This window comes from Propioniciclava sp. LT432 (genome assembly GCF_059515965.1).
This window is the reverse complement of the sequence record NZ_JCAKNE010000010.1, coordinates 17,133-39,339: the sequence shown is the minus strand read 5'-3', so window position 1 is coordinate 39,339 and position 22,207 is coordinate 17,133. Positions and strand designations below refer to the sequence as shown.

The 22,207-nt window shown below is 69.9% G+C and carries 18 protein-coding genes and 1 pseudogene; 12 read left to right on the top strand and 7 right to left on the bottom strand.

The annotated features are described in order from the left end of the window. Positions 1–22 precede the first annotated feature (22 nt). The 5 genes and pseudogenes from AC5YDV_RS06975 (at position 23) to AC5YDV_RS06955 (ending at position 5,265) form a co-directional block, all read left to right on the top strand. Positions 23–976, top strand: coding sequence for a COX15/CtaA family protein (locus AC5YDV_RS06975; RefSeq protein ID WP_496182491.1), 954 nt, complete (start codon positions 23–25; stop codon positions 974–976). 9 nt (positions 977–985) lie between these two features. Beyond that, positions 986–2,260 (top strand): sensor histidine kinase, encoded by a 1,275-nt coding sequence (locus tag AC5YDV_RS06970; RefSeq protein WP_496182490.1) that lies wholly within the window; start codon positions 986–988, stop codon positions 2,258–2,260. Continuing rightward, positions 2,257–2,942 (top strand): annotated as a pseudogene (locus AC5YDV_RS06965) (response regulator). The gene AC5YDV_RS06970 and the pseudogene AC5YDV_RS06965 overlap by 4 nt, the downstream one beginning before the upstream one ends. An 88-nt stretch (positions 2,943–3,030) precedes the next feature. Beyond that, entirely contained in the window at positions 3,031–3,918 is an 888-nt protein-coding gene (locus tag AC5YDV_RS06960; RefSeq protein ID WP_496182489.1) for an RNase H family protein, read from the top strand. A gap of 75 nt (positions 3,919–3,993) precedes the next feature. After that, the gene (locus AC5YDV_RS06955; protein ID WP_496182488.1) at positions 3,994–5,265 is read left to right on the top strand and encodes a citrate synthase; all 1,272 of its coding nucleotides are present in this window, start codon (positions 3,994–3,996) and stop codon (positions 5,263–5,265) included. An 18-nt stretch (positions 5,266–5,283) separates the two neighbouring features. On the opposite strand, the gene AC5YDV_RS06950 is transcribed toward AC5YDV_RS06955, so the two are convergent. The 3 genes from AC5YDV_RS06950 to AC5YDV_RS06940 are packed head-to-tail and all read right to left on the bottom strand — an operon-like array spanning position 5,284 to position 7,737. Next, a complete protein-coding gene (locus AC5YDV_RS06950; protein ID WP_496182487.1) occupies positions 5,284–5,913 on the bottom strand; it encodes a prepilin peptidase in 630 nt (209 codons plus the stop codon). Beyond that, positions 5,910–6,791 (bottom strand): type II secretion system F family protein, encoded by an 882-nt coding sequence (locus AC5YDV_RS06945; protein WP_496182486.1) that lies wholly within the window; start codon positions 6,789–6,791, stop codon positions 5,910–5,912. Before AC5YDV_RS06945 ends, AC5YDV_RS06950 begins: the two co-directional genes overlap by 4 nt. A gap of 10 nt (positions 6,792–6,801) precedes the next feature. Continuing rightward, positions 6,802–7,737 (bottom strand): type II secretion system F family protein, encoded by a 936-nt coding sequence (locus AC5YDV_RS06940; protein ID WP_496182485.1) that lies wholly within the window; start codon positions 7,735–7,737, stop codon positions 6,802–6,804. On the opposite strand from AC5YDV_RS06940, the gene AC5YDV_RS06935 reads away from it, so the two are divergent. Further along, positions 7,727–8,389, top strand: coding sequence for a hypothetical protein (locus AC5YDV_RS06935; protein WP_496182484.1), 663 nt, complete (start codon positions 7,727–7,729; stop codon positions 8,387–8,389). The genes AC5YDV_RS06940 and AC5YDV_RS06935 overlap by 11 nt on opposite strands. A 3-nt stretch (positions 8,390–8,392) precedes the next feature. On the opposite strand, the gene AC5YDV_RS06930 is transcribed toward AC5YDV_RS06935, so the two are convergent. Then, positions 8,393–9,064, bottom strand: coding sequence for an FCD domain-containing protein (locus tag AC5YDV_RS06930; protein WP_496182483.1), 672 nt, complete (start codon positions 9,062–9,064; stop codon positions 8,393–8,395). A gap of 266 nt (positions 9,065–9,330) precedes the next feature. On the opposite strand from AC5YDV_RS06930, the gene AC5YDV_RS06925 reads away from it, so the two are divergent. Then, entirely contained in the window at positions 9,331–10,785 is a 1,455-nt protein-coding gene (locus tag AC5YDV_RS06925) for a serine/threonine-protein kinase (protein ID WP_496182482.1), read from the top strand. 7 nt (positions 10,786–10,792) lie between these two features. Here the strand turns inward: AC5YDV_RS06925 and AC5YDV_RS06920 are convergent, their stop codons facing one another. Continuing rightward, positions 10,793–12,181, bottom strand: coding sequence for a serine hydrolase domain-containing protein (locus tag AC5YDV_RS06920; RefSeq protein ID WP_496182481.1), 1,389 nt, complete (start codon positions 12,179–12,181; stop codon positions 10,793–10,795). A gap of 412 nt (positions 12,182–12,593) precedes the next feature. On the opposite strand from AC5YDV_RS06920, the gene AC5YDV_RS06915 reads away from it, so the two are divergent. The 5 genes from AC5YDV_RS06915 (at position 12,594) to AC5YDV_RS06895 (ending at position 19,753) form a co-directional block, all read left to right on the top strand. Beyond that, complete coding sequence (locus tag AC5YDV_RS06915; RefSeq protein WP_496182480.1) at positions 12,594–14,804, top strand: NADP-dependent isocitrate dehydrogenase; 2,211 nt, start codon at positions 12,594–12,596, stop codon at positions 14,802–14,804. A gap of 98 nt (positions 14,805–14,902) precedes the next feature. Further along, a complete protein-coding gene (locus tag AC5YDV_RS06910; protein WP_496182479.1) occupies positions 14,903–15,649 on the top strand; it encodes a trimeric intracellular cation channel family protein in 747 nt (248 codons plus the stop codon). Between the two features lie 3 nt (positions 15,650–15,652). Beyond that, a complete protein-coding gene (locus AC5YDV_RS06905) occupies positions 15,653–16,564 on the top strand; it encodes a patatin-like phospholipase family protein (RefSeq protein WP_496182478.1) in 912 nt (303 codons plus the stop codon). A gap of 10 nt (positions 16,565–16,574) precedes the next feature. Further along, on the top strand, positions 16,575–17,744 hold the full coding sequence (locus tag AC5YDV_RS06900; protein ID WP_496182477.1) for an amidohydrolase: 1,170 nt from the start codon (positions 16,575–16,577) through the stop codon (positions 17,742–17,744). 101 nt (positions 17,745–17,845) lie between these two features. After that, a complete protein-coding gene (locus tag AC5YDV_RS06895; RefSeq protein ID WP_496182476.1) occupies positions 17,846–19,753 on the top strand; it encodes a BCCT family transporter in 1,908 nt (635 codons plus the stop codon). A gap of 75 nt (positions 19,754–19,828) precedes the next feature. Here AC5YDV_RS06895 and AC5YDV_RS06890 read toward each other — a convergent pair whose 3' ends face one another. Further along, positions 19,829–20,497 (bottom strand): response regulator, encoded by a 669-nt coding sequence (locus tag AC5YDV_RS06890; protein ID WP_496182475.1) that lies wholly within the window; start codon positions 20,495–20,497, stop codon positions 19,829–19,831. Continuing rightward, the gene (locus AC5YDV_RS06885; RefSeq protein ID WP_496192447.1) at positions 20,485–22,152 is read right to left on the bottom strand and encodes a sensor histidine kinase; all 1,668 of its coding nucleotides are present in this window, start codon (positions 22,150–22,152) and stop codon (positions 20,485–20,487) included. The genes AC5YDV_RS06890 and AC5YDV_RS06885 overlap by 13 nt, the downstream gene beginning before the upstream one ends. Positions 22,153–22,207: the final 55 nt, after the last annotated feature.

Here is a 22,207-nt window from a genome sequence, read left to right as displayed (position 1 = left end):
ACAGAGTCGGAGAGGCTCCACCATGACGACGGTTCCCCGCTGGGTTCTCATCCTGTTCCGCGCCGCCGGGCTGTTCACGCTGCTCGCCGTCGTCGGCGGCACGCTCGTGGCCGCCACGCACTCGGGCTTCGAGTGCGGCAACTGGCCCGGCTGCGACGCGGACGCCCTCCTGCCCGGCGGTCCGGTCAACGAACTGCTGTACCGCAACCCCTGGATCGAGATGATCCACCGCGCCTCCGCGGTCCTGTCGGGCCCGCTCGCCCTGGTCGCGGCCGGCGTGGCGCTGCGGCTGCGCGGCGTCCACCCTCTGGTGAAGGTCCTGCCGTGGGTGACGGTGGCCGGCGCGATCGTGGCCGGCTTCGTCGGCCGCGGGATCGTCCTCGGTGCGGTCTACCCGACGTGGGTCGGCGCCGCTGACCTGGGCTCCGCGCTCGCCGCGCTGGTCGCGATGACGACGGCCGCCGTCCTGCTCGAGCGGACGCCCGCGCAGTGGGTCGCCACCAAGGCCGGCGCCTATGCGTGGGGTGCCGTCGGAAGCCTGTGGGTCATGCACCTGGCCGGCATCTACGCCGCCGGGCCCAGCTCGTACACGCGCGTCACCAGCTGGCCCGTCTGGCGCCTGCTGGAGGCCGACGTCCACGGCAGCCTGGTCGCCCAGTGGATCCGGTTCCCCCTGATGGCGCTGGCCGCGGGCCTGATCGTCCTCGCCGCCCGCGAGGCCAAGGCGTTCGGCCTGTGGCGGGAAGGCATCACCGCGGTGGTCCTGGCGATCGCCAACCTGGCCTTCGGCGCCGGCATCGCGCTCAGCGGCACGGACGCCCTCGGCGTCCCGTTCTCGATGTGCTCGGTGGCGGTCTTCTTCACGATGACCCTGCTCGCCGCCCGCTCGACCGCCCTGCCAGCCGACGCCGGGGCATCCCACGGTATGAACGACACCATGTCGGCGACGGAGGCCACCGCGCGCTCGCACGCCTAGGCTGACCGGGTGGACAACCGAACGAGAGAACCCCTGCGCCTGTCGCAGCTGCGTCTCCCTCGTCCGCGTCCGCTCGACATCGCGTGGACCGCATTCGTGGGGCTGCTGGTCCTGCTGGGTAGCGGCACGGCGTTCGACGCGCCCTGGTGGGCCACTCCCGGGACCTTCTTCGGCTTCGTCTGGGGCCTGATGTTCGTGCTGCCGGTCCTCTGGCGCCGGGCCGACGCCGACCTCGCCGCCCTGGCCCTGATCCCCGCCCACCTCCTCCAACTCGCCCTCACGAACTGGGCCAGCCCGGCGAACATCACCGTCCCCCTGATGATGTACACCATCGCGGCGTACGGGCGTCTCCGTCATCGGTTGTGGTGGCTGGGTTTCGGCGTCTTGGCCGCGCTCGCCGCCGCGTTCGACTGGAGCGTGGGCCCGGCCATCGACAACGCGCGCAACGGACAGACCCTCCCGCTGTCGACCCATGTCGTCCAGACAACGGCGGCCTTCGTCGGCTTGGCCTCGGTGGTGGCGGCCTCCTGGGCCATCGGGGCGTTCGTCCGGGCGCGCAGCGACGCCCGCGCCTCCGCCCGCGACGCCATGACGGCGCAGACCCTGCAGCATCGGCAGGCCGTCCAACTGGCCGCCACCCAGGAGCGCCAACGCCTCGCGCGCGAGATGCACGACGTCGTGGCGCACAGCCTCGCGGTCATCGTCGTCCAGGCCGACGGCGGAGCGTACGCCGCCGGCGTGGAGGGAGATCTGGCTGCCCGCCTCGCCACGGCGGAGAAAGCACTCACCACCATCCGCGACACCGCCAAGGACGCCCTCACCGAGACCCGCCGACTCGTGGGCGTCCTCCGCTCGGACCAAGCCACGGAACTCGCCCCGGCGTCCGGACTCGGCGACATCTTCGGCGTCGTCCAAGGGCTCGTGGACGCCGGGCGCGACGTCCGCATGGAGGTGACCGGGGACGCCACCCTGCGACGACTGCTGTCCCCCGGCCTGGAGTTGGCGGTGTTCCGCATCGTCCAGGAGGCGCTCACCAACACGGTCAAGCACGCGGGCGACGACGCGTCCGTGCTCGTGCACCTGCACCATGCCCCCCACGAGTTGGTCGTCGAGGTCCGTGACAACGGGGTCGGCGCCGGCACGACGGACGGCCTCGGCCACGGCCTCCTCGGCATGCGCGAGCGCGTGGCCGCCTTCGGCGGCACGTTGGCCGCCCATGACCATCCCGACGGCGGATTCGTCGTCACCGCCCGATTCCCGATCCAGCAAGGAGCCGCCCGATGACCGAGACCGCGCCGATCCGCCTCGTGCTCGCCGACGACCAGGAACTCGTCCGACTCGGCTTCCGCATGGTGCTGGACGCCCCAGTCCGACATGACGGTCGTCGCCGAAGTCGGCAACGGCCGGGACGCCGTGCGCGCGGCGGCCGCGCCCGCCGGGTGCGATGTCGTCCTGATGGACATCCGGATGCCGATCATGGACGGCGTCGAGGCCACCCGCCGGATCGTGGCGTCCGGGGCGCCGACCAAGGTGCTGGTGCTGACGACGTTCGACCTCGACGAGTACGTGTACTCCGCGCTGCAGGCGGGGGCGTCCGGTTTCCTGTTGAAGGACGCGGGCCCGGCCGAACTGCTGGCGGGGATCCGGGCCGTCCACTCGGGTGAGGCCGTCGTGGCGCCGTCCGCGACACGACGGCTGTTGGAGCGCTTCGTCCCGCTGATGCCGGGCGACGGCTCGACCGGGAAGTCCCGTGAGGAGCGCCTGGCGGTGTTGACCGAGCGCGAGCGCGAGGTGCTGACGCTCGTCGGCACCGGGCTGACGAACTCCGAGATCGCCCAGACCCTCTTCCTCGCCGAGGCCACGGTCAAGACCCACATCGGGCACACTCGCCAAGCTCGCCCTCCGCGACCGCGTGGGCATGGTGGTGTTCGCCTACGACACGGGGTTGGTGCGGCCGCAGCCGTGATGCATTTCCGGGTGGCAAGACCCCAAGGATCCTTGGGGTCTTGCCACCCGGAAATGCATCACGGGGGACATGACGGAACAATGGCCGGGTGATCATCGCTGCCGCTGACGGTTCCTCGCTGTCCAACCCCGGCCCGGCCGGGTGGGCCTGGTTCATCGACGGGGAGCGCTGGGCCGCCGGCGGCTGGAAGCACGGCACCAACAACATGGGCGAGCTCATGGCCGTCCTCGACCTCCTGCGCCAGACGCGCGGGGTCGACGACGACCTGCTCGTGATGTGTGACTCGCAATACGTCATCAACTCGCTCACCAAGTGGATGCCCGCCTGGAAGCGCCGCGGATGGAAGAAGGCGGACGGCAAGCCGGTGCTCAACGTCGAGATCCTCAAGGAACTGGACGCCGAACTCGCCGGGCGCCGCGTCACGTTCGAGTGGGTCAAGGGTCACGCGGGGCACGACCTGAACGAGGCGGCGGACGCCCGCGCCCGGGCCGCGGCGACCGCCTTTCAGAAGGGCCTGCCGGTGGACGAGGGCCCCGGCTTCTCCCCCACCGTCGTCCGGACGCCGACGCCCGACGTCGCCCCGGGTCCGCGCCGCGAGCCGGACCTGTTCGACGCGTCCCCCGACTCGGAGGAGCATCCCGACGAGCACCCCGTCGTGGCCTTTCAACGCCAGTGGGTCTCGGACGCCGTGCGCTCCGACCGCGCTGCGGCCGACGCGCTCCTGCACCCCAAGTTCCTCGAGCACGACGTGAACGGCCGGGCGTCGGGCAAGGGTCGGACGCTGGCGACCCTGAAGCCGTACGACGACCCCGTCACCGTGGAGGTTGAGGGCATCGACGAGTTGGCACCCTGGGTGTTCCTGTTGCGGTGGCGGGCCCGCTCTCGTACGGCGGTGAGTCTGCGCGCGTCGATCTGGGTCAAGCAGGGCGAGACTTGGCGGTTGCGGTTCGAGCAGCAGACGCCGACGGTGCGCTGAGCACGGCGTGCTCGTGGTCTGACCGCCTGCTGAACACTCCCCCACCCATCAGTTTTCACAACTACGGTGCGTCGTATGACCGAAACGCTCACGATCAGCAGTGGCGAGGCGACGCTCGACCTGCCCATCACCGACGGCACCATCAAGGCGACCGACCTGAAGCAGGTCAGCACGTCGAGCGGCCCCTTGGCCACCTACGACCCAGGGTTCATGAACACCGCGGCCTGCAAGAGCGCGATCACCTTCATCGACGGCGACGCAGGCATCCTGGAGTACCGCGGCTACCCCATCGACCAGCTGGCGGAGCACGCCAACCACTTGGAGGTGGCCTACCTCCTGCTGAAGGGCGAACTGCCCAACGCGGATCAGCTGGCCGACTGGGAGAACAAGATCAACACCCACCGGTTCGTGCACGAGAACGTGGGCAGCTTCATCCGCGCCTACCGGCACGATGCGCACCCGATGGCCAAGCTGATGTCGGCCGTGGCGTCCATGCAGACCTTCTACCCGAGCTCGCGGCGCATCGAGGACGCCGAGGCGAACGAGATGAACATCATCCGCCTGATCGCGAAGATCCCCACGATGGCCGCCTGGGCCTACCGCCACTCCATCGGACGCCACTACGTCTACCCGAACGACGAACTGGGTTACGTCGACAACTTCCTGGCGATGCTGTTCCAGAGCCAGCAGCGCGTCTACCAGGCGGACCCGCGTGTGTCGCGGGCCATGGAGATCCTGTTCGTCCTGCACGCCGACCACGAGCAGAACTGCTCCACCAACGCCGTGCGCGCGGTCGCGTCCGCCGGCAACGACGTGTACACGTCAGTCGGCGCCGGCATCGGTGCCCTGTTCGGCCCGCTCCACGGAGGCGCGAACGAGGCCGTCCTGAAGATGCTGCGCGAGATCGGTTCCGTGGACCGCGTCCCCGAGTTCGTCGAGGGCGTCAAGGCCGGCAAGGCCCGGCTGATGGGATTCGGGCACCGGGTCTACAAGAACTACGACCCGCGCGCCCGCATCATCAAGAAGGCATGCGACGACGTCTTCGAGGTCACTGGCGTCAACCCGCTGCTGGGGATCGCCCTCGAGCTCGAGCGGATCGCGCTGGAGGACGAGTACTTCATCAAGCGCCGCCTCTACCCGAACGTCGACTTCTACTCCGGCCTCATCTACGAGGCGCTCAAGTTCCCGCCGGAGATGTTCACTGTGCTGTTCGCCGTCCCGCGGACGGCAGGCTGGTGCGCGCAGTGGCTGGAGGGCGTGTCCGACCCGGAGCAGAAGATCATGCGTCCCAAGCAGATCTACACGGGCGAGCGTGATCGGGCGTTCGTCCCCGTCGAGAACCGCTGACAGGTCCTTGGGGCTGTCCTACCAGGGCAGCCCCACGGTCGCGGAGGCCACCCCCACGGCGGCGCCTACGATGAGCGCCGGGCCCATGGGAACGTCGGCCTTGAGATCGCGCTTAAATGCGAGAACGACCAGCGCGGCCATTCCGTGGAGCAGGATGCCCGCGACCACGCCGGTGCCGACGGCGGGCCAACTGAACCATCCCAGCACTGCCCCCAGCAGCGCGGACAGCTTAACGTCTCCGAAGCCGAGCATGCCGCGGGCCAAGATGCCGGCGACGAAGAATCCCGCAAACAGCACCACTGCCGCGAGCGCCGAGCGTCCCAAGGCCTCCCAACCAAACCCGGACGCCGCGAGCGCGGCCGCGCCCACGAACCACACCCCGAGCAACGGCAGGGCGACCGCGTCCGGCAACCGGTGCTCGGCCAGGTCGACGACGATCAGGACCCCGAAAGCCCCGGCCAGCACCGCGAGCAGGGCGGCCTCGCCGGGATGACGGGCGACAGCACCAGCGCCCGCACCGAGCAGGGCAGCCACAGGGGTCGCCCACCGCGCGTAGTGCGCCTCAGATGCCGTCGCCACCCTCGGCAACCAGGACAACACAGCCCACGCCACGGACGCCGCGAGGGCGGCTCCCCATAGCGCGGTCATCGGCCGCCGAAGGCGGCCATGATGCCGAGCACCGCTGGACCCATGATGACCACCATGAGGGCCGGCAGCAGGAAGAGGATCAGCGGAAACACGACCTTGACAGGGATCTCCATGGCCGCACGCTCGGCGCGCTGTCGACGCGCCACCCGCATCTCCCGCGCTTGGGTGTGGAGGACGTCGGCGAGGGGAATGCCGTACTCTTCCGCCTGGATGACCGCCCGCATGAACCGGCGCAGGTCGGGCACGGAGAGCCGCTCCGAGAGCGCTTCGAAGGCCATGCGGCGAGGTTGCCCGACCTGGATGTCCTGCAGCGTCCGGATGAGTTCCCCGGCAAGGATTCCCTTGCCGTTGCGTGCGACGCGCAGCATGGCCGCGTCGAAGCCGAGACCGGCCTCGACCGCGATGCTCATCTGGTCGAGGGTGTCGGGCAGTTCGAGCTGAGCTGCCTGGCGCCTCTTGATACCGGTGTTCCACAGCAACAGGTCCGGCATGAAGAAGGCGAAGGCGATAAGGAATGCAGCGAGCACCACCGCCTGAGTCGTCCCGGCGCGCAGGACGACCAGGACACCGAGGACGAGGCCGAGGAGGGCGCCGAGGAGTTTCGCGCCGATGACGCGATCCACAGGCCAGCGTTCGGGTCGGCCCGCGCGCACGATCAAACGGTCGAGGAAGGAGACCATCCTGGGGCCGACGAGGCGGCGTCCGATGCCGGCCTGCCGCGCACGCCGGGCTGGGGCTCCCAGTGCTGTCGGGAAGCCCCGCTGAAGGTTGCCGCGGACCGCCTTGATGACCTTCCCGTCCCCGACCGAAGCAAGCCACACCAAGTAGGAGGTGCCCCCGGCGAAGAGGGCGATGGCGGCGATCACGAAGGTAGGCACCGTGCGCTCCTCAGTACTTGATTCTGACAAGGACGCGTAGCCACAGGATGCCGATGAGAAGCATGACGCCGCCCGCGACGAGGATCAGGATGCCGGTCAACGATTCGTACAGCCGGGCGATGTAGGACGGGTTGACCAGCGAGAGCAGCAGGAACATGACGAACGGGAGGGCGCCGAGGATGATCGCCGAGAGCTTCCCTTCGGCTGCGAGCGCGTCCACCTGCCGCTTGAGGTGGGTGCGCTCGCGAATGGTACGGCCCACGCCCTCCAGCACGTCGGCGAGGTTCCCCCCGACTTCACGATTGATCGCGATCGCCTGCACGATCCAGTAGAAGTCATCGTTCTTCACGCGCACGGCCGCGTCCTCGAGGGCCGCAACGAAGGGACGGCCCACCCGCGCCTCGTTGGTGACCCGGGTGAACTCTTCCGACGTGGGCGCCTCCGTCTCGGCGGCCACGGTGGTGCAGGCCTGGGGCAAGCTGTAGCCCGCGCGCAGGCTGCCGGAGAGGATCGCGAGCGTCTCGTCCAGCTGCAGCCCGAACCTCTTGCGACGACGGTCGGTCTGGATCCGTACGACCATGTAGGCGAGCGCGGGGCCGAGAAACAGCAGGACAAGTCCCTGCAGCGGTCCCCAGAGCAACCCGCCGACCGCGAAGAGTGCCACCATGCCGCTCGCTACGAGGACGAGAAACTCCTGCGGCGTTGACCGAAGACCCGCTTGGTCCAGGGTCTCGTGCAAGGCGCCAGCACGGTTGCCGAGCGCTCGTCCCGCAAGGCGGACCGCGGCGTCGGCCGATCGCGTGAGGCCGCTCGGCGGAGCCGCATCCGGCGGGCGACGTCGGGACATGGGCACCACGCGGCCCCCGCTGAGGATCAGGTACAGGCCGACGACGGCGCCGGCAGCGAGCACGGCAGCGCCGAGCCAGAGGATCTGGGTGTCGGTCACCGGCGCGGCACCCAGGTCTCGCTCGTCCCGAAGGCGGTCGGGGACGCTGAAGCCCGGTGAGTCCCAGCAGTTCCCCCTCACCCTGACGGTCGACAAGCTCGGCGAAGGGGGCGGCTCACTGGTCACCCAGGGCACGGTCGAGAGCCCGTGGCAGGCCGCGGCGTCCGAGTTCGGGGTGACGCTCAGCCCCCGCCTCGACGCCGTCCCCGTCGAACTGCCCCCGGCACCCGCCACCTTCCCCGGCGAGGTCGAGCCCGCCGTCCAAACCACGTGGCTCCCGACGGCCATCGGGGGCGCCGCAGTCCTGCTCGCGCTCATCCTCGGGTTGCTGGCCATCCGCAGCCGTCGAACCAAGCTGCGCGGAGCCTTTCAGGTCTTGCGGGAGGGAGCGACCGTCCGGGAGTTCATGCTGTGGGGGACGAAGATCGACCTGGCCCGTACGGCGGGCCCCCAAGCTGCCGGACTCTCCGGCCACATCTCACCAGTCAAGGGCGGGGAGGGCGTCCGCGTCGTCGCCAGACTCGGGAAGCAGAAGGTCAACACGGTGCTCCACGACGGGGAACAGGTCAACATCGGCGACCTGACACTCCAATGGACTTCGCAGCGGACGCGGACCCTGGACATGGTGAATGAGGGGCTCAACGAGGCCTGACCCTCAGGCGTCCGTCGTCACATCCAAGAACTCCTCGTCCACGTTCGGATCCAGCACCACTGGGGGGCCCACGAGGTAGGGAGCATCCATGCGAGGGGCCCCGACGAAGTGCAGGCGCTCGACGATGACGCGACTCAGGTTCTCGACGGCGGTGAAGTCCTTCGCCTCGATCAGGTCGACCATCCGCTGCTGCGGCCGCAGCGTCCAGCTCAGCATGCCCCACTCGACTGGGGCCCGGAGGCCGTCATAGGCGGTCCGACGGCGCAGTTCCCGACACAGCCGCCCCAGTTCGTCATTGGGGTTGAGCATGATCAGGGTCGTGAAGAAGTCGTCACCGGCGCGGCGAAACTCACCGTAGTCACGCTTCTCCAGCGCGGTCTCGACCTTCTGAGCCAACTGGCGCAGCGTGATCACGTCAACGGTCCGGGCATGCTCGGCGGCGGTGCGGACGGCCGGCGGCTCCACCAGCAGGCGGATCTGGACGATCTCCTCCTCCGGCATCTCGCAGAGGGCCCGCACGCGGATCTGGTCGTCCTCCGTCTTCTCGAGGAAGCCATCGCGTCCCAACTCCTGCAGCGCGGACAGCGCCGCCGCCTCCTCGACCTGGAGCATGGCGGCCACCTGCTCTATCGGGACAGGACGCTCGGGTGTCACGGCGCCCTCAACGATGAGCATGCGCAATCGAGCCACCAAGCGGGCCGGGGGGCGTGGGAACCGTCCCTGCGGCGTTGCCTTCATGTGCACCTCGTGGTGCCTCCTCGTGCGGATCTGATGTGAGCCTAGGGCGGGGCGCCCGACCCCGGACGCTGTTGCACAAGTTGCCGTGCACCGTGCTCCACGAGGGGGACTCATGGGCGTCGAACTCCTTTGTGCTTGTCACGCGGGCGTCCGCACACCAACACGGATTGGCCCGTGCGGGCATCCCGACGGACAATGGTCCGGTGGAACAAGGAGCCGTGCTCGACGGGCGCTACCGCCTCGACGTCCGAATCGGACACGGGGCGGTGGGTGACGTCTGGCGCGCACGCGACCTTCACCTCCAGCGCGACGTGGCGGTCAAGACGGTGCGGATGGCCCCCGGCTCCAGTGACGTGGCGGTCAGCCGCTTCCGTCGCGAGGTCGACACGGCCGCGTCCCTGAACCACGGCAACGTCGTCTCGCTCCACGACGCCGGCCGCGACGACCAGGTCGCCTACCTCGTCATGGAGCTCCTCGAGGGCCCGTCCGTCGCCGGCCTCGTCGCCGAGGGCGGTCCGGTGAGCCTGGAGCAGGGTCTGGCCATCGGCGAGGACATCGCCCGCGGCCTCATGGCCGCCCACCGTGCCGGCATCATCCACCGGGACGTCAAGCCGGCCAACGCGGTGTTGCACCAGGGGAGCGTCAAGATCGTCGACTTCGGCATCGCCCGTCTCATCGAGGGGAACGGCGAGACCCTCACGGAGGCCGGGTTCACCGCTGGCACAGCCGCCTACCTCTCACCCGAGCAGGCGCGCGGCGACAAGGTCGACACCTCCACCGACGTGTACTCGCTCGGCTGCCTCCTGATGGCCCTCTTCACGGGGCAGCCGCCGTTCCCGCGGGAATTGCCGGTTGCCCAGGCCCTGGCCCACCTGACCGCCGAAGCACCCCGGCTGCGTGAGCTCCGTGCGGACGTCCCGGAGGCATTGGACGACCTCGTCGCCCGCATGCTCGCCAAGGATCCCGCCGATCGGCCTACCGCGGCCCAGGTCGCGGACGAACTGGCGGCCCTCCAAACGGGTGACCGAACGATGGTCCTGCCGACCGCCGCCACACCGTCGCGCACCCCACCCTCCTTCGGGCACTCCGAGTTTGCCCCGCCCGGCGGTCCGGCGCCCCGGCGCGCCGCCACGAAGCCGACCCGCCGCTGGCCGGTGGCGGCAGCCGTCGTCGGGGCCGCCGCACTAGCGTTCGGGGCTTGGCAGCTCAGTCCCCGAGATGCCGACCCGTCCGCCACGACGATGATCCGACAGCAAACACCCCAGCCGACGCCCGTGGCCACGGCCAGCACTCCTCCGTCCCCGACACCCTTCGGTCCGGACGGGGTGTGGACCCCCGTCCCCGCCCCCGCTCCGGCAACGAACGCTCCGGGCTCCCAGCCCGGGACCGCTCCCACAGGGGACTCGCCACAGGCGCCGAGGTCCGACCTGGGAGCGTCCGTCCGCGCCATCAACGGAGCCATCGCCGGCGTCCAGAACCCCGGCGCGCGCAACCGACTCGAGCGCACCTGGTCGTCGCTGTCGACCGGACTGACCCCAGCCAACGCGTCGGCCCGGCTCGACGAGATGGCCTCCGCCGTTCGGGACACCACCCCGCTGTCGGACGCCGAGGCGCGCGCCATCCTGAACGCGATCGCGTCGGCACGGAGCCAGCTGTAACCGAGGTTCAGCGCAGGGCCAGGTCGGCGAGGCTCCCCCGCCCCAAGGGCGCGGACTCGATCCACTCGGTCCGCCCCGACCCGTCATCGCGCAGGTGGACGAGCAGTCCGTGCGGGGAGTCCAGCGTGACCACGTGCCCGACCCAGTGCCCCCACTCGATCCAGGCCCCGGACGCCGCGACCTGCAGTCGGCGGTCCCCCCACGTCATCACGGAGTGGCGCCAGCGCCCGTGACCGATCGGCACGTGGTGGTCGCCGCCCTCGGCGTCCACCCAGCGCAGGATCCACCCGTCCGGGTCGTCGTTGAGCTGCCACCGGTTCGTCCGATTCTCGAAGGTCAGGCGAACGGCGCCACCCCTCTCGCCTCCCACCGTCCGGAGTGCGGCCCGTTCGAGTCGCGCCGCGAGGTGAGCGTCGCCGGCGCCCGGCCGGTCGAAGGCGGGGACGAGGGAGGCCCAGAGTTCGTCCAGGACCTCCTGCATCCGCTGGGTGAGGCTGGTCAGGACGACCACGGCGTCCAGCTTCGGCATGATCACCCCGAACTGCCCGAAGGCGCCGTCCCCGCGGTACCCGCCACGGGTGTCGCGCCACACCTGCCAGCCATAGCCCTGGGCCCAGTCGGGATTGGCCTCGCGGGACGCCGTCGAGACCTGGAGCTGTCGGTGGCGGGTGATCCACTCGACGGGCAGGAGCCGTTCCCCGTCCCGGACGCCGTCGTCGGCGAGCAGTTGGAAGAACGAGGCGATCGCCTCGGGGGGCAGGTGCAGCCCGGTGAACCCGAGCAGTCGGCCATGCGCGTCGGCGTCCCAGCGGGGCCGGCTGATGCCGAGGGGTCCGAAGACGCGGTCCTGGAGGACATCCAGCACCGTTCGTCCGGTCGCGTGCCGGACCACCTCGGCCAGCGTCCACGTGGCGAACTGGTTGTAGCAGAACGTCGTCCCGGGCTCGCCCGCCGGCTCCTCGCCCAGCACGACACGCCACGGCGTCCGGCCAGGCAGCTTCGCCAACGCCGGGGAGAAGACCGTGTCGGAGGTGTGACCGGTCGCCATGGCCAGACAGTCCCGGACGCGGATGCGTGAGGCGACCGGCCCCGCGGTGTCCACCACGTCGGCGAAGAGGTCGACGAGCCGGTCGTCGTAGCCGAACGCGCCGTCGGCGACGGCCAGACCGACCGCTGCCGAGGAGAACGTCTTCGACAGCGAGTAGAGCAGGGGTGCGTGCTCGGGTCGGTAGGGCGCCCAGGAACCCTCGGCGAACACGCGGCCGTACCGCAGCAGGTGCAGGCTGTGCAGGTCGATGTGGCGTCGGGACAGGCCGTCGAGGAAGGCGTGCACACCGGCGGGATCCACGCCGACATCGGCGGGCAACGCACGGGGAAGCGGCCGTTCGATGCTCATCCCCTCAGTCTGGCACGGTTCTCCACAGGCAATTGGGTATGAAATGTGGATGTCGGCAAGGTCCCCTGTGGAGGATGCCACTCCCCTGTGGACGACACGCCGTGACCCTTGCCGAAGCGGTACGCGGGGCATTAGACATGTCCTCACACGTCGCGCCGGGAGGCGGGCGTGGGATGGCGCGATCGAGTGGCCGCCGGTGGTCTGCAGTCCACCGATTCATCCGGGTGACGTGGATGAAGGCACTTTCCCTCGTGTCATCGGCCGGAATCGTCACGCCATCTCCGGTCAGAACAAGATGTCGGGCCCCCACCGCTCACACCGGTGGCGGGCCCGCTCTGTTCTCGGGCCCAGCGGCGACCCGATAGGGTGAGCGCTGCATCACTGGACACATTCAAGGGAGATCCGAGTCCGCATGGCCAAGATCATCTACACGCTCACCGACGAAGCTCCGATGCTCGCCACCTACTCCCTCCTGCCGATCATCGAGGCCTTCGCCTCGACCGCCGGCGTGGAGGTCGAGACCCGCGACATCTCGCTCGCCGGACGCATCCTGGCAGCCTTCGCCGACCGCCTGCCCGAGGCTCAGCGCGTCCCGGACGCCCTCACCGAGCTCGGCCAGTTGGCGAAGACGCCGGAGGCGAACATCATCAAGCTGCCGAACATCTCGGCGTCCCAGCCGCAGCTCGACGCGGCCATCGCCGAGCTGAACGCGCAGGGCTACGACCTCCCGGCCTACGCCGATGCGGACGCCGACGCGAAGGCCCGTTACGACGCGGTCAAGGGTTCCGCCGTGAACCCGGTCCTCCGCGAGGGCAACTCCGACCGCCGCGCGCCGCTGGCGGTCAAGAACTACGCCCGCAAGCACCCGCACTCGATGGGCACCTGGTCGGCCGACAGCCTGACGCAGGTCGCGACCATGGGCCGCGACGACTTCCGCGCCAATGAGCAGTCGGTCGTCATGCCCGAGGCCGACTCCCTGCGCATCCAACTCGTCGACACCACGGGTGAGGTCACCGTCCTCCTGGACGGCCTGAAGGTGCTCGAGGGCGAGGTGGTGGACGCGACGGTGCTCCGTGCCGCGTCCCTCGACGCGTTCCTCACCGAGCAGATCGCCCGCGCCAAGCAGATGGGCGTCCTGTTCTCGGTCCACCTGAAGGCGACCATGATGAAGGTGTCCGACCCGGTGATCTTCGGCCACGTCGTCCGCGCCTTCTTCCCGAAGACGTTCGCGACCTACGGCCAGGAGCTGACCGCGGCGGGGCTGACCGGCAACAACGGCCTGGGCGCGATCCTCGCGGGCCTCGACGGCCTGGAGAAGGGCGCCGAGATCAAGGCCTCCCTCGAATCCGAGCTGGCGGACGGCCCGGCGCTGGCGATGGTGAACTCCGACAAGGGCATCACGAACCTGCACGTCCCGTCCGACGTGATCGTGGACGCCTCCATGCCGGCCATGATCCGCATCGGCGGCAAGATGTGGGGCCCGGACGGCAAGGAGGCCGACACCCTCGCGGTGATCCCGGACTCCTCCTACGCCGGTGTCTACGAGGCCGTGATCGAGGACTGCAAGGCCAACGGTGCCTACGACCCGGTCACCATGGGCTCCGTCCCGAACGTCGGCCTCATGGCGCAGGCCGCCGAGGAGTACGGCTCGCACAACAAGACCTTCGAGATCACCCGCGCCGGCAAGGTGCAGGTCACGACGGCGTCCGGTGAGGTGCTCATGGAGCACGACGTCGCCCCCGGCGACATCTGGCGCGCCTGCCAGACCAAGGACGCCCCGATCCGCGACTGGGTGAAGCTGGCCGTGACCCGCGCCCGCGTCTCCGGCACCCCGGCGATCTTCTGGCTCGATCCCGAGCGCGCCCACGACCGCAACCTCATCACCCTGGTCGAGAAGTACCTCGCCGACCACGACACCGAGGGCCTGGACATCTCGATCCTGTCCCCCGTCGAGGCGACCAAGAAGTCCGTGGAGCGCATCCGACGCGGCGAGGACACCATCTCGGTCACCGGCAACGTGCTGCGCGACTACAACACCGACCTGTTCCCGATCCTCGAGGTCGGCACGTCGGCGAAGATGCTGTCCGTCGTCCCGCTGATGAACGGCGGCGGCATGTTCGAGACGGGTGCCGGTGGTTCGGCCCCCAAGCACGTGCAGCAACTGCTCGAGGAGAACTACCTCCGTTGGGATTCCCTCGGAGAGTTCCTCGCGCTGGCCGAATCGCTGCAGCACCTGTCCCGCACCTCGGACAACCCGAAGGCGGCCATCCTGGGCAAGGCGCTGGACGCCGCGACCGGCACCCTGCTCGATGAGGACAAGTCCCCGGCCCGCAAGGTCGGCCAGGTCGACAACCGCGGCTCGCACGCGTGGCTCGCCGTCTTCTGGGCCGAGGAACTGGCCCAGCAGACCGAGGACGCCGACCTCGCGGCAGCGTTCGGTCCGGTGGCCAAGCAGCTCCGCGCGCAGGCGGAGCAGATCAGCGAGGAGCTGATCGCCGTCCAGGGTTCCCCCGTGGACCTGGGTGGGTACTACCGTCCGGACGCCGACAAGACGGCCGCCGTCATGCGTCCGTCCGCGACCCTGAACGACACCATCGCCCGGCTGAGCTCGCCGGGTCGCTGATCCCCGACGCCCTGTGTTGCATTTCCGGGTGGAGTTTCCCCAAGGATCCTTGGGGAAACTCCACCCGGAAATGCAACACAGGGTGAGAAGATCTCCCTGTGATCTGGGATGCCGAAGCACTCTTCCGCATCGTCGACGTGACGGGAGTCGTCGCGAACGGACTCCTCGGCGGGGCCGTGGCGCGTTCCCGGCGGTTCGACATCGTCGGCTTTGCCACGCTCGCGATCATCTCGGGGCTCGGCGGCGGCATGCTCCGTGACGTCCTGCTCAACTCCGGCTACCCGGTCGCCCTCACCGATCCCGCCTACCTCAGCGGCGCGCTCGTCGCCGCGCTCGTGGCCTACCTCATCCACTTGGAGGGGGCCTTCTCCCGCCGCGCGCTCGCCTTGGCGGACGTCCTCGCGCTGGGCTGTTGGTCGGCCACCGGCACGATCAAGGCGGCCGCGCTCGGGCTGGACGCCGTCCCCTCGATCATGTTGGGTGTCATCACGGCCGTCGGCGGGGGCATGCTGCGCGACGTCCTCGTGGGCAAGACGCCGTCCGTGTTCGGCGGGAACACCCTGTACGCCTCCCTGGCCATCGTCGGGAGCATCGAGGCACTGACCTTCTTCCACCTCGGCCTGCGCGAGGTCGGCATGGCGGCGCCCATCGTGACGTGCGCCGTCCTCGGGCTCCTGGCCCGCAACTTCGGCTGGATGCTGCCCGAACCCATCGACCTCACCCTCCGCGCCGCCCTGAAACCCCTCGCCCCACGCGCGAACATCACCCGTCTCAAGGGACTCGTCGACGGCGGACCCGACGCCGGGCGGCCCGACCGCTCGGGCGACTCGACCGACCAGGACTGACCCGTGCCCCGATCCGCTCAGCGTCCCGCCCCGTCCATCAACGTGCCCGGCGTCGCGTTGGTGTTCGAGGGCGGTGGCATGCGGGCGGCCCACACCTCAGCCACTGTGGTGGCGCTGTTGGAGGCGGGCATCGTGTTCCCGTTCGTGGCGGGCATCTCGGCGGGGGCGTCCAACACGGTGAACTACCTCACGGGCGATGCGTGGCGCGCGAAGGCGTCCTTCACGACGTTCGCGGCGGACCCGCAGTTCGGCGACTGGCGGACGTTCGTCCGCGGTCAGGGGTTGTTCAACTCCGACTACATCTACCGCCGCACCTCCGGGCCCGGCGAGGCGCTCCCCTTCAACCACGACGCCTTCGACGCACACCCGGCCGAGATGTCCATCAGCGCCTGTCGGGTCCGCGACGGCCGGACGGTTCGCTGGGGCCGCGCGGACATCCACGAGCCCCTCGACCTGATGGCGCGTGTCCAGGCGTCCTCGACGATGCCGATCGTGATGCCACCGGTGGAGATCGACGGCGAACTGTACGTCGACGGGGCACTCGGGGAGACGGGCGGCATCCCCATCGACGCGGCGCGCGAGGCGGGCTACTCGAAGTTCGTCGTGGTCCTCACGCAGGAACGGGGCTACACGAAGAAGCCGCCGTCGAACCCGTGGTTCTACCGGCAGTACTTCCGCCGGTACCCGGCCGTGTCGGACGCCCTGCTGTCCCGCTGGTCGCGCTACAACGCCACCCGGGACGAGCTCTTCGCGCTGGAGCGCGCCGGGGATGCGTACGTGTTCGCCCCCGAGCGGATGACCATCTCCAACGGCGAACGCAACGTCGCCAAGCTGGAGGCGGCCCATCAGCTCGGCCTGACCCAGGCATCTCGGGAGCTGCCCCGCCTGCGGGAGTTCCTGGGGCTGTCCCACTAGGCTCGACGCCATGAATGTCGCCATCACCGGAGCCCATGTCGTCCCTGTCACCGCCGAACCATTCGACGGCACCGTCGTCGTCACCGACGGCCGGATCGCCGCCCTCGGGCCGGACGTGGCCGTGCCGCAGGGGCACGAGGTGGTGGAGGCCGCGGGCGCCTGGCTGCTCCCCGGCTTCGTGGACGCCCACGTCCACCTCGGCGTCCACGAGGAGGGCGACGGGTGGGCCGGCCACGACACCAACGAGATGACCGACCCCGTGATGGCCGGCGCCCGCGCCCTCGACGCGATCAACCCCTACGACCAGGGCTTCGCGGACGCCGTCGCCGGCGGCGTGACCGCGGTCAACGTCAACCCCGGGTCGGGCAACCCCATCGGTGGGTTGACCGTCGCGATCAAGACCTGGGGGCGTGTCGTCGACGAGATGGCCCTCCGCTCCCCCTCCGGCCTGAAGGCGGCCCTCGGTGAGAACCCGAAGAAGGTCTACGGCGAGCTCAAGAAGACTCCGTCGACACGCCTGGGGACCGCGCTGGTGATCCGCAAGGCGTTCACCGAGGCTCGCAACCACGCGGCCAAGGACGACGCCGGCGGCGACCTCGTCCACGAGGCGCTGCTGATGGTGCTGAACCGGGAGATCCCGTGGCGCCAGCATTGCCACCGCGCCGACGACATCGCGACCGCGTTGCGCATGGCGGACGAGTTCGGGTACGACCTCGTCCTCGACCACGGCACCGAGAGCTGGAAGATCGCCGACCTCGTCGGGGAGCGCGGCATCCCGGTCCTGTACGGCCCGCTCATCGTGAGCCGGTCCAAGGTGGAGGTGCGCGACCGGCTGCTCTCGGCTCCCGGCATCCTGGACCGGGCGGGCGTCCCCGTGTCGATCATCACCGACCACCCGGTCGTCCCCATCGAGTACCTCGTCACGCAGGCCGCACTCGCCGTCCGCGAGGGCATGGACGCCGACGCCGCCCTGCGGGCCATCACGATCAACCCGGCCCGCGTGATGGGCGTGGCCGATCGGATCGGGTCGCTCGAGCCCGGCAAGGACGCCGACCTCGTCCTCTGGACGGGTGACCCGTTCGAGTTGGCCCACAAGGTGCTCCGCACGTGGATCTCGGGCCACGAGGTCTACTCCTGGGACCCGGCGACGCGGACGCCGACCTGGCAGCCGCGGGGCTGACCGGACGCCCGTCCGGTTGCCGAACCGGAGGGCTCGATGTGATTTCTCCCGTCGGGTGCCATACGGTCGAACGGTTCTGTCCGCAACCAGGAAGCACGCCGATGACTGACCAGGACCGTCCGACCGGATCCACACGGAGGGTGAAACTCACCCGCGCCGCCCGTTCCCAGGCGGGCAGAGCCCGCGCCCGTCGGACCCTGCTGCACTCACACGCGAGCGCGGGTGTGGCCCGCATGACCGGTGAGGGACGCGTGCTGGATGCGAACCATCCCGCCCTCGAACCGACCGCCGACGTGCGCGACGAGCGCCCCGGGACCCTCGACAAGGTCGTCTTCTCGATCACCGCCCTGGTGTCCCTGGCCTTCGTCGTCTGGGGTCTCGTGTCCCCCACCAGCCTGTCCACGTCGGCCACGGCCGGGCAGGGCTGGGTCGTCACGAACGCGGGCTGGTTCTTCGCGCTGGCGGCGACCGGCTTCGTGTTCTTCATCCTGTGGCTGGCGATGAGCCCGTTCGGCAACATCCCGCTCGGGCGGGACGGTGAGAGCCCGGAGTTCCGCACGTCGTCGTGGATCGCGATGATGTTCAGCGCCGGTATGGGCATCGGCCTGATGTTCTACGGTGCCGCCGAGCCGCTGGCCCACTTCGTGACGCCCCCACCCGGGACCGGTGGTGCGGACAACGAGAACACGATCCGGAACGCCCTGGCCACCACGATGTTCCACTGGGGCCTCCACCCGTGGGCGATCTACGCCGTCGTCGGCGTGGCCGTGGCCTACGGCGTGTTCCGCAAGGGACGTCCGCTCACCATGAGCGCCGTCTTCGAGCCGCTGCTCGGCAAGCGCCAGACGTACGGTCCCGCCGGCAAGGTGATCGACATCTTCGCGATCTTCGCGACCCTGTTCGGCTCGGCGACCTCCTTGGGCCTGGGCGCCCTGCAGATCATGTCCGGCGCCCAGATCGTCGGCTGGATCGACGAGCCGAGCAACACCGCGCTGGTCGTCCTGATCACGATCCTCACCACCGCCTTCATCCTGTCGGCGGTGTCGGGCATCAGCCGCGGCATCCAGTACCTGTCCAACATCAACATGTTCCTGGCGATCGGCCTGGCCCTGTTCGTGTTCGTCGTCGGACCGACGGTGTTCATCCTGAACCTGCTGCCCGCCACGCTCGGCACCTACCTGCAGAACCTCATGCAGATGTCCGGCCGCACCGGAACTGCGGGCCCGGCCGCCCTGGACTGGCTGGCCAGCTGGACGATCTTCTACTGGGCGTGGTGGGTCAGCTGGACGCCGTTCGTCGGCATGTTCATCGCCCGCATCTCCCGCGGCCGCACCATCCGGCAGTTCGTGTCCGGCGTCCTCCTGCTCCCCAGCGCCGTCAGCCTGGTGTGGTTCTCGATCTTCGGCGGTGCGGCCATCAATGCCGAGCAGACCGGTGCCGGGCTCAGCCAGATCGGATCTGCCGAGGAGACCCTCTTCGCGCTGCTCGGGACCCTGCCCTGGCCGACCATCACCGCGTTCATCGTGATGCTGCTGACCTCCATCTTCTTCGTCTCGGGGGCGGACGCGGCTTCGGTCGTGATGGGCACCCTGTCGGAGAACGGCACCATCGAGCCATCCCGTCCGACGGTGATCTTCTGGGGCGCGGCGACCGGCGCCGTGGCCGCCATCATGCTGATCATCGCCGGCTCCGAGGCGCTGGCGGGCCTGCAATCAATCACGATCATCGCCGGCCTCCCCTTCATGGTGGTGATGATCGGCATGGTGGTCTCGCTGATGAGGGACCTGCACACCGACCCGATGATGGTGCGTCGCCGCTACGCCGCCAAGGCGATCGAGGCTGCCGTCGTCGAGGGTGTGGTGAGCCATGGCGACGACTTCGTGCTCGCCGTCGATCCCACTCCCCCCGGCGAGGGCGTCGGCGCGCTGGTCCAGGAAGACGAGAGGGGCACGGCCGAGACGGTCGTCACCCCACCCGTCGTGGACGACGACGGCGCGACCAGGGCCTGACGTGTCGCGCACGCGGCGTCCGCGAGTTGACCCTGCAGGTGGCCGCGCGCTGGGGGGCTGACGGGAGGCCCTCGTTCAGAGTCGGCCGACCTCCGCCTCGGCCTCGAGGTGACGGATGACCGCGAGGACCCGGCGGTGGTCGTCCTGCGCGACCGGGATGCCGAGTGCGTCGTAGATGTTCGACGTGTGCTGCACGACCGCCTTCTCGGTGAGGAACAGTGTCTTCGCGATCGACGCGTTGGACCGGCCCTGGGCGACCAGGGCCATCACCTCGTTCTGGCGTGGCGTGAGCTTGCGCACCTGGCCGCCGGCACGGCTGGTTCGCAACATCATGAGGCGCACGACCTCGGGGTCGAGGGCGGTGCCCCCGTCTGCGACTCGCCGCACGTCGGCGAGGAAGCCGTCGATGTCGGCGATGCGCTGCTTGAGGAGGTACCCCACCCCACCGCGGTCCGCGGACAGCAGTTCGACCGCATAGTTGCGCTGGACGTGCTGCGACAGGACGAGGACCGCGGTGGCGGGGAACCGCTCCCGGATCGTCAGGGCGGCGGCGAGCCCTTCGTCTGAGAACGTGGGCGGCATGCGGATGTCCGTGATGGCCAGGTCCGGAGCCAGCTCCTCGACGGCCTCCAGCAACGACGGGGCGTCGCCCACGCGGGCGACCACGTCCGCTCCGCCCTCTGCCAGCACGAGGACCAGGCCCTCGCGCAGCAGCGCCTCGTCCTCGGCGATCACGACCCGCACGGCAACTCCCCCTTGATCCTCGTTCCCGCACCGGGTGGACTGTCGACCACCAGGCGTCCGCCGATCGCCTCGACCCGGTCGCGCAAGCCGCTCAACCCCCGGCCGGCGTCGAGCAACGCTCCCCCTCCGCCGTCGTCGCTGACCTGCACCACCAACGTGTCGCCGTCGTGGTCGATGTCCACCCGTGCAGCCCTGGCGTTCCCGTGCTTGGTCACGTTCGTGAGGGTCTCGGCGACCACGAAGTAGGCGGTGCGCGCCACCTCGGCGGAGAGTGGCTCGGGCACCTCCAGGAAGACCCGAACTGGAATGGGCATCCGATCGGTGAGGTCCTCGACCGCGGCCGCCAGGCCACTCTGCTCCAGGGCGGTCGGCATGATGCCCTGCACCAACCGGCGCACTTCTGTGGCCGCCGCGTCGAGTTCCTCCCGCAGGCGTGTGGCGCGCTCGGTCAACGTGGACGTGTCGGCCCCCGCCGACGCCAGCCGACCGAGGCGGTGGGCGTCCACCCCGAGCAGGACCAGACGCGACTGGATCCCGTCGTGAAGGTCATGGGCGATGCGGGCCCGTTCCCGGTCGGCGGCCTCGACGATCCGGGAACGCGACGCCCTCAGCGCCGCGGTCAGGCGTTCTCCCTCCACTGCCAGCGCCACGACGCGGGCTGCCTCCTGGGCGGCACGTGCGTCCACGGCCAGTGCATCGTACGTCAGTGCCCCGACGGGTTCGCCGCCCACCTCGACGATGACGGTGTCGCGTGGGTGGGACCCCGGTGGCGGCACGCTCACGGGGAGGCCTTGTGCATCGACGTGGTGCGGGCCACCCACGAGCCGATAGGCCAAGGTGACGGTCGGGTCGCCGAGGGCCCGAGCCAGTGCGTCGTGGAGGTGAGGGCGTCCGGGATCGGCACCGAGCCACACGGCCAGGGCTTCCGCCTCAGCGGTGCGCGCGAACGCTCCGCGCATGATCGCCACGAGGAAGGCGATGGGGATGCCGGCGATCGCGAACAGCTGCGCCGAACCGATCTGCAGGGGGGTCGCGCCGACGAGCGTGGTCAGCACCCAGGGACCGCTGGGGATGAACACCACCACGGCCATGCCGTAGCCCCAGAGGGGGATCAGCGTGCGGCGCTGGGAGGTCGTGGCCGCCTTGAGCCGGACGGCGAGGACGACCACGGTGCCCACCATCATCAGCAGCCCTCCCACGCGTTGGAGGACGTGGCCGGCGTCCGCGACGACGCCGTCGAACAGGACGAAGAATGCCTGCGCCACCGTCGTGGAGACGTACGCGATCGCCACGACCACGCGGGGAAACGGCAGGCCCAGCCGGCCACTCGGGAAGCCGAGCAGGAGGTGGATGATGATGGCGACGACCAGCGTCGCGGAGAGGTGACCGACGACGACGAGTGGCTCGATCTCGGTGTTGATGAGGCCTGCGAGGAGCATCGCCACGCCACCGGCCATGATCAGCGGACCCATCAACGAACCCGGACGCCGCCACCACGCGCGGACCCCGGCCGCGGTGTAGAGCACCGCGCTGATGGGGTAGGCGAGCGTGATGGGAATGAAGTTCGGCGCGGACACCAGCAGGAGCGCCTCGAGGGCGGCTGCGATGACGCCCGCCACCATGGAACCGAACAGCGCGATCCTCAGCGAGTGCACGACGCGCGACCCCGGTTTCACACCATCACTTGACCGCACCAAGTCGTCCCCCGTC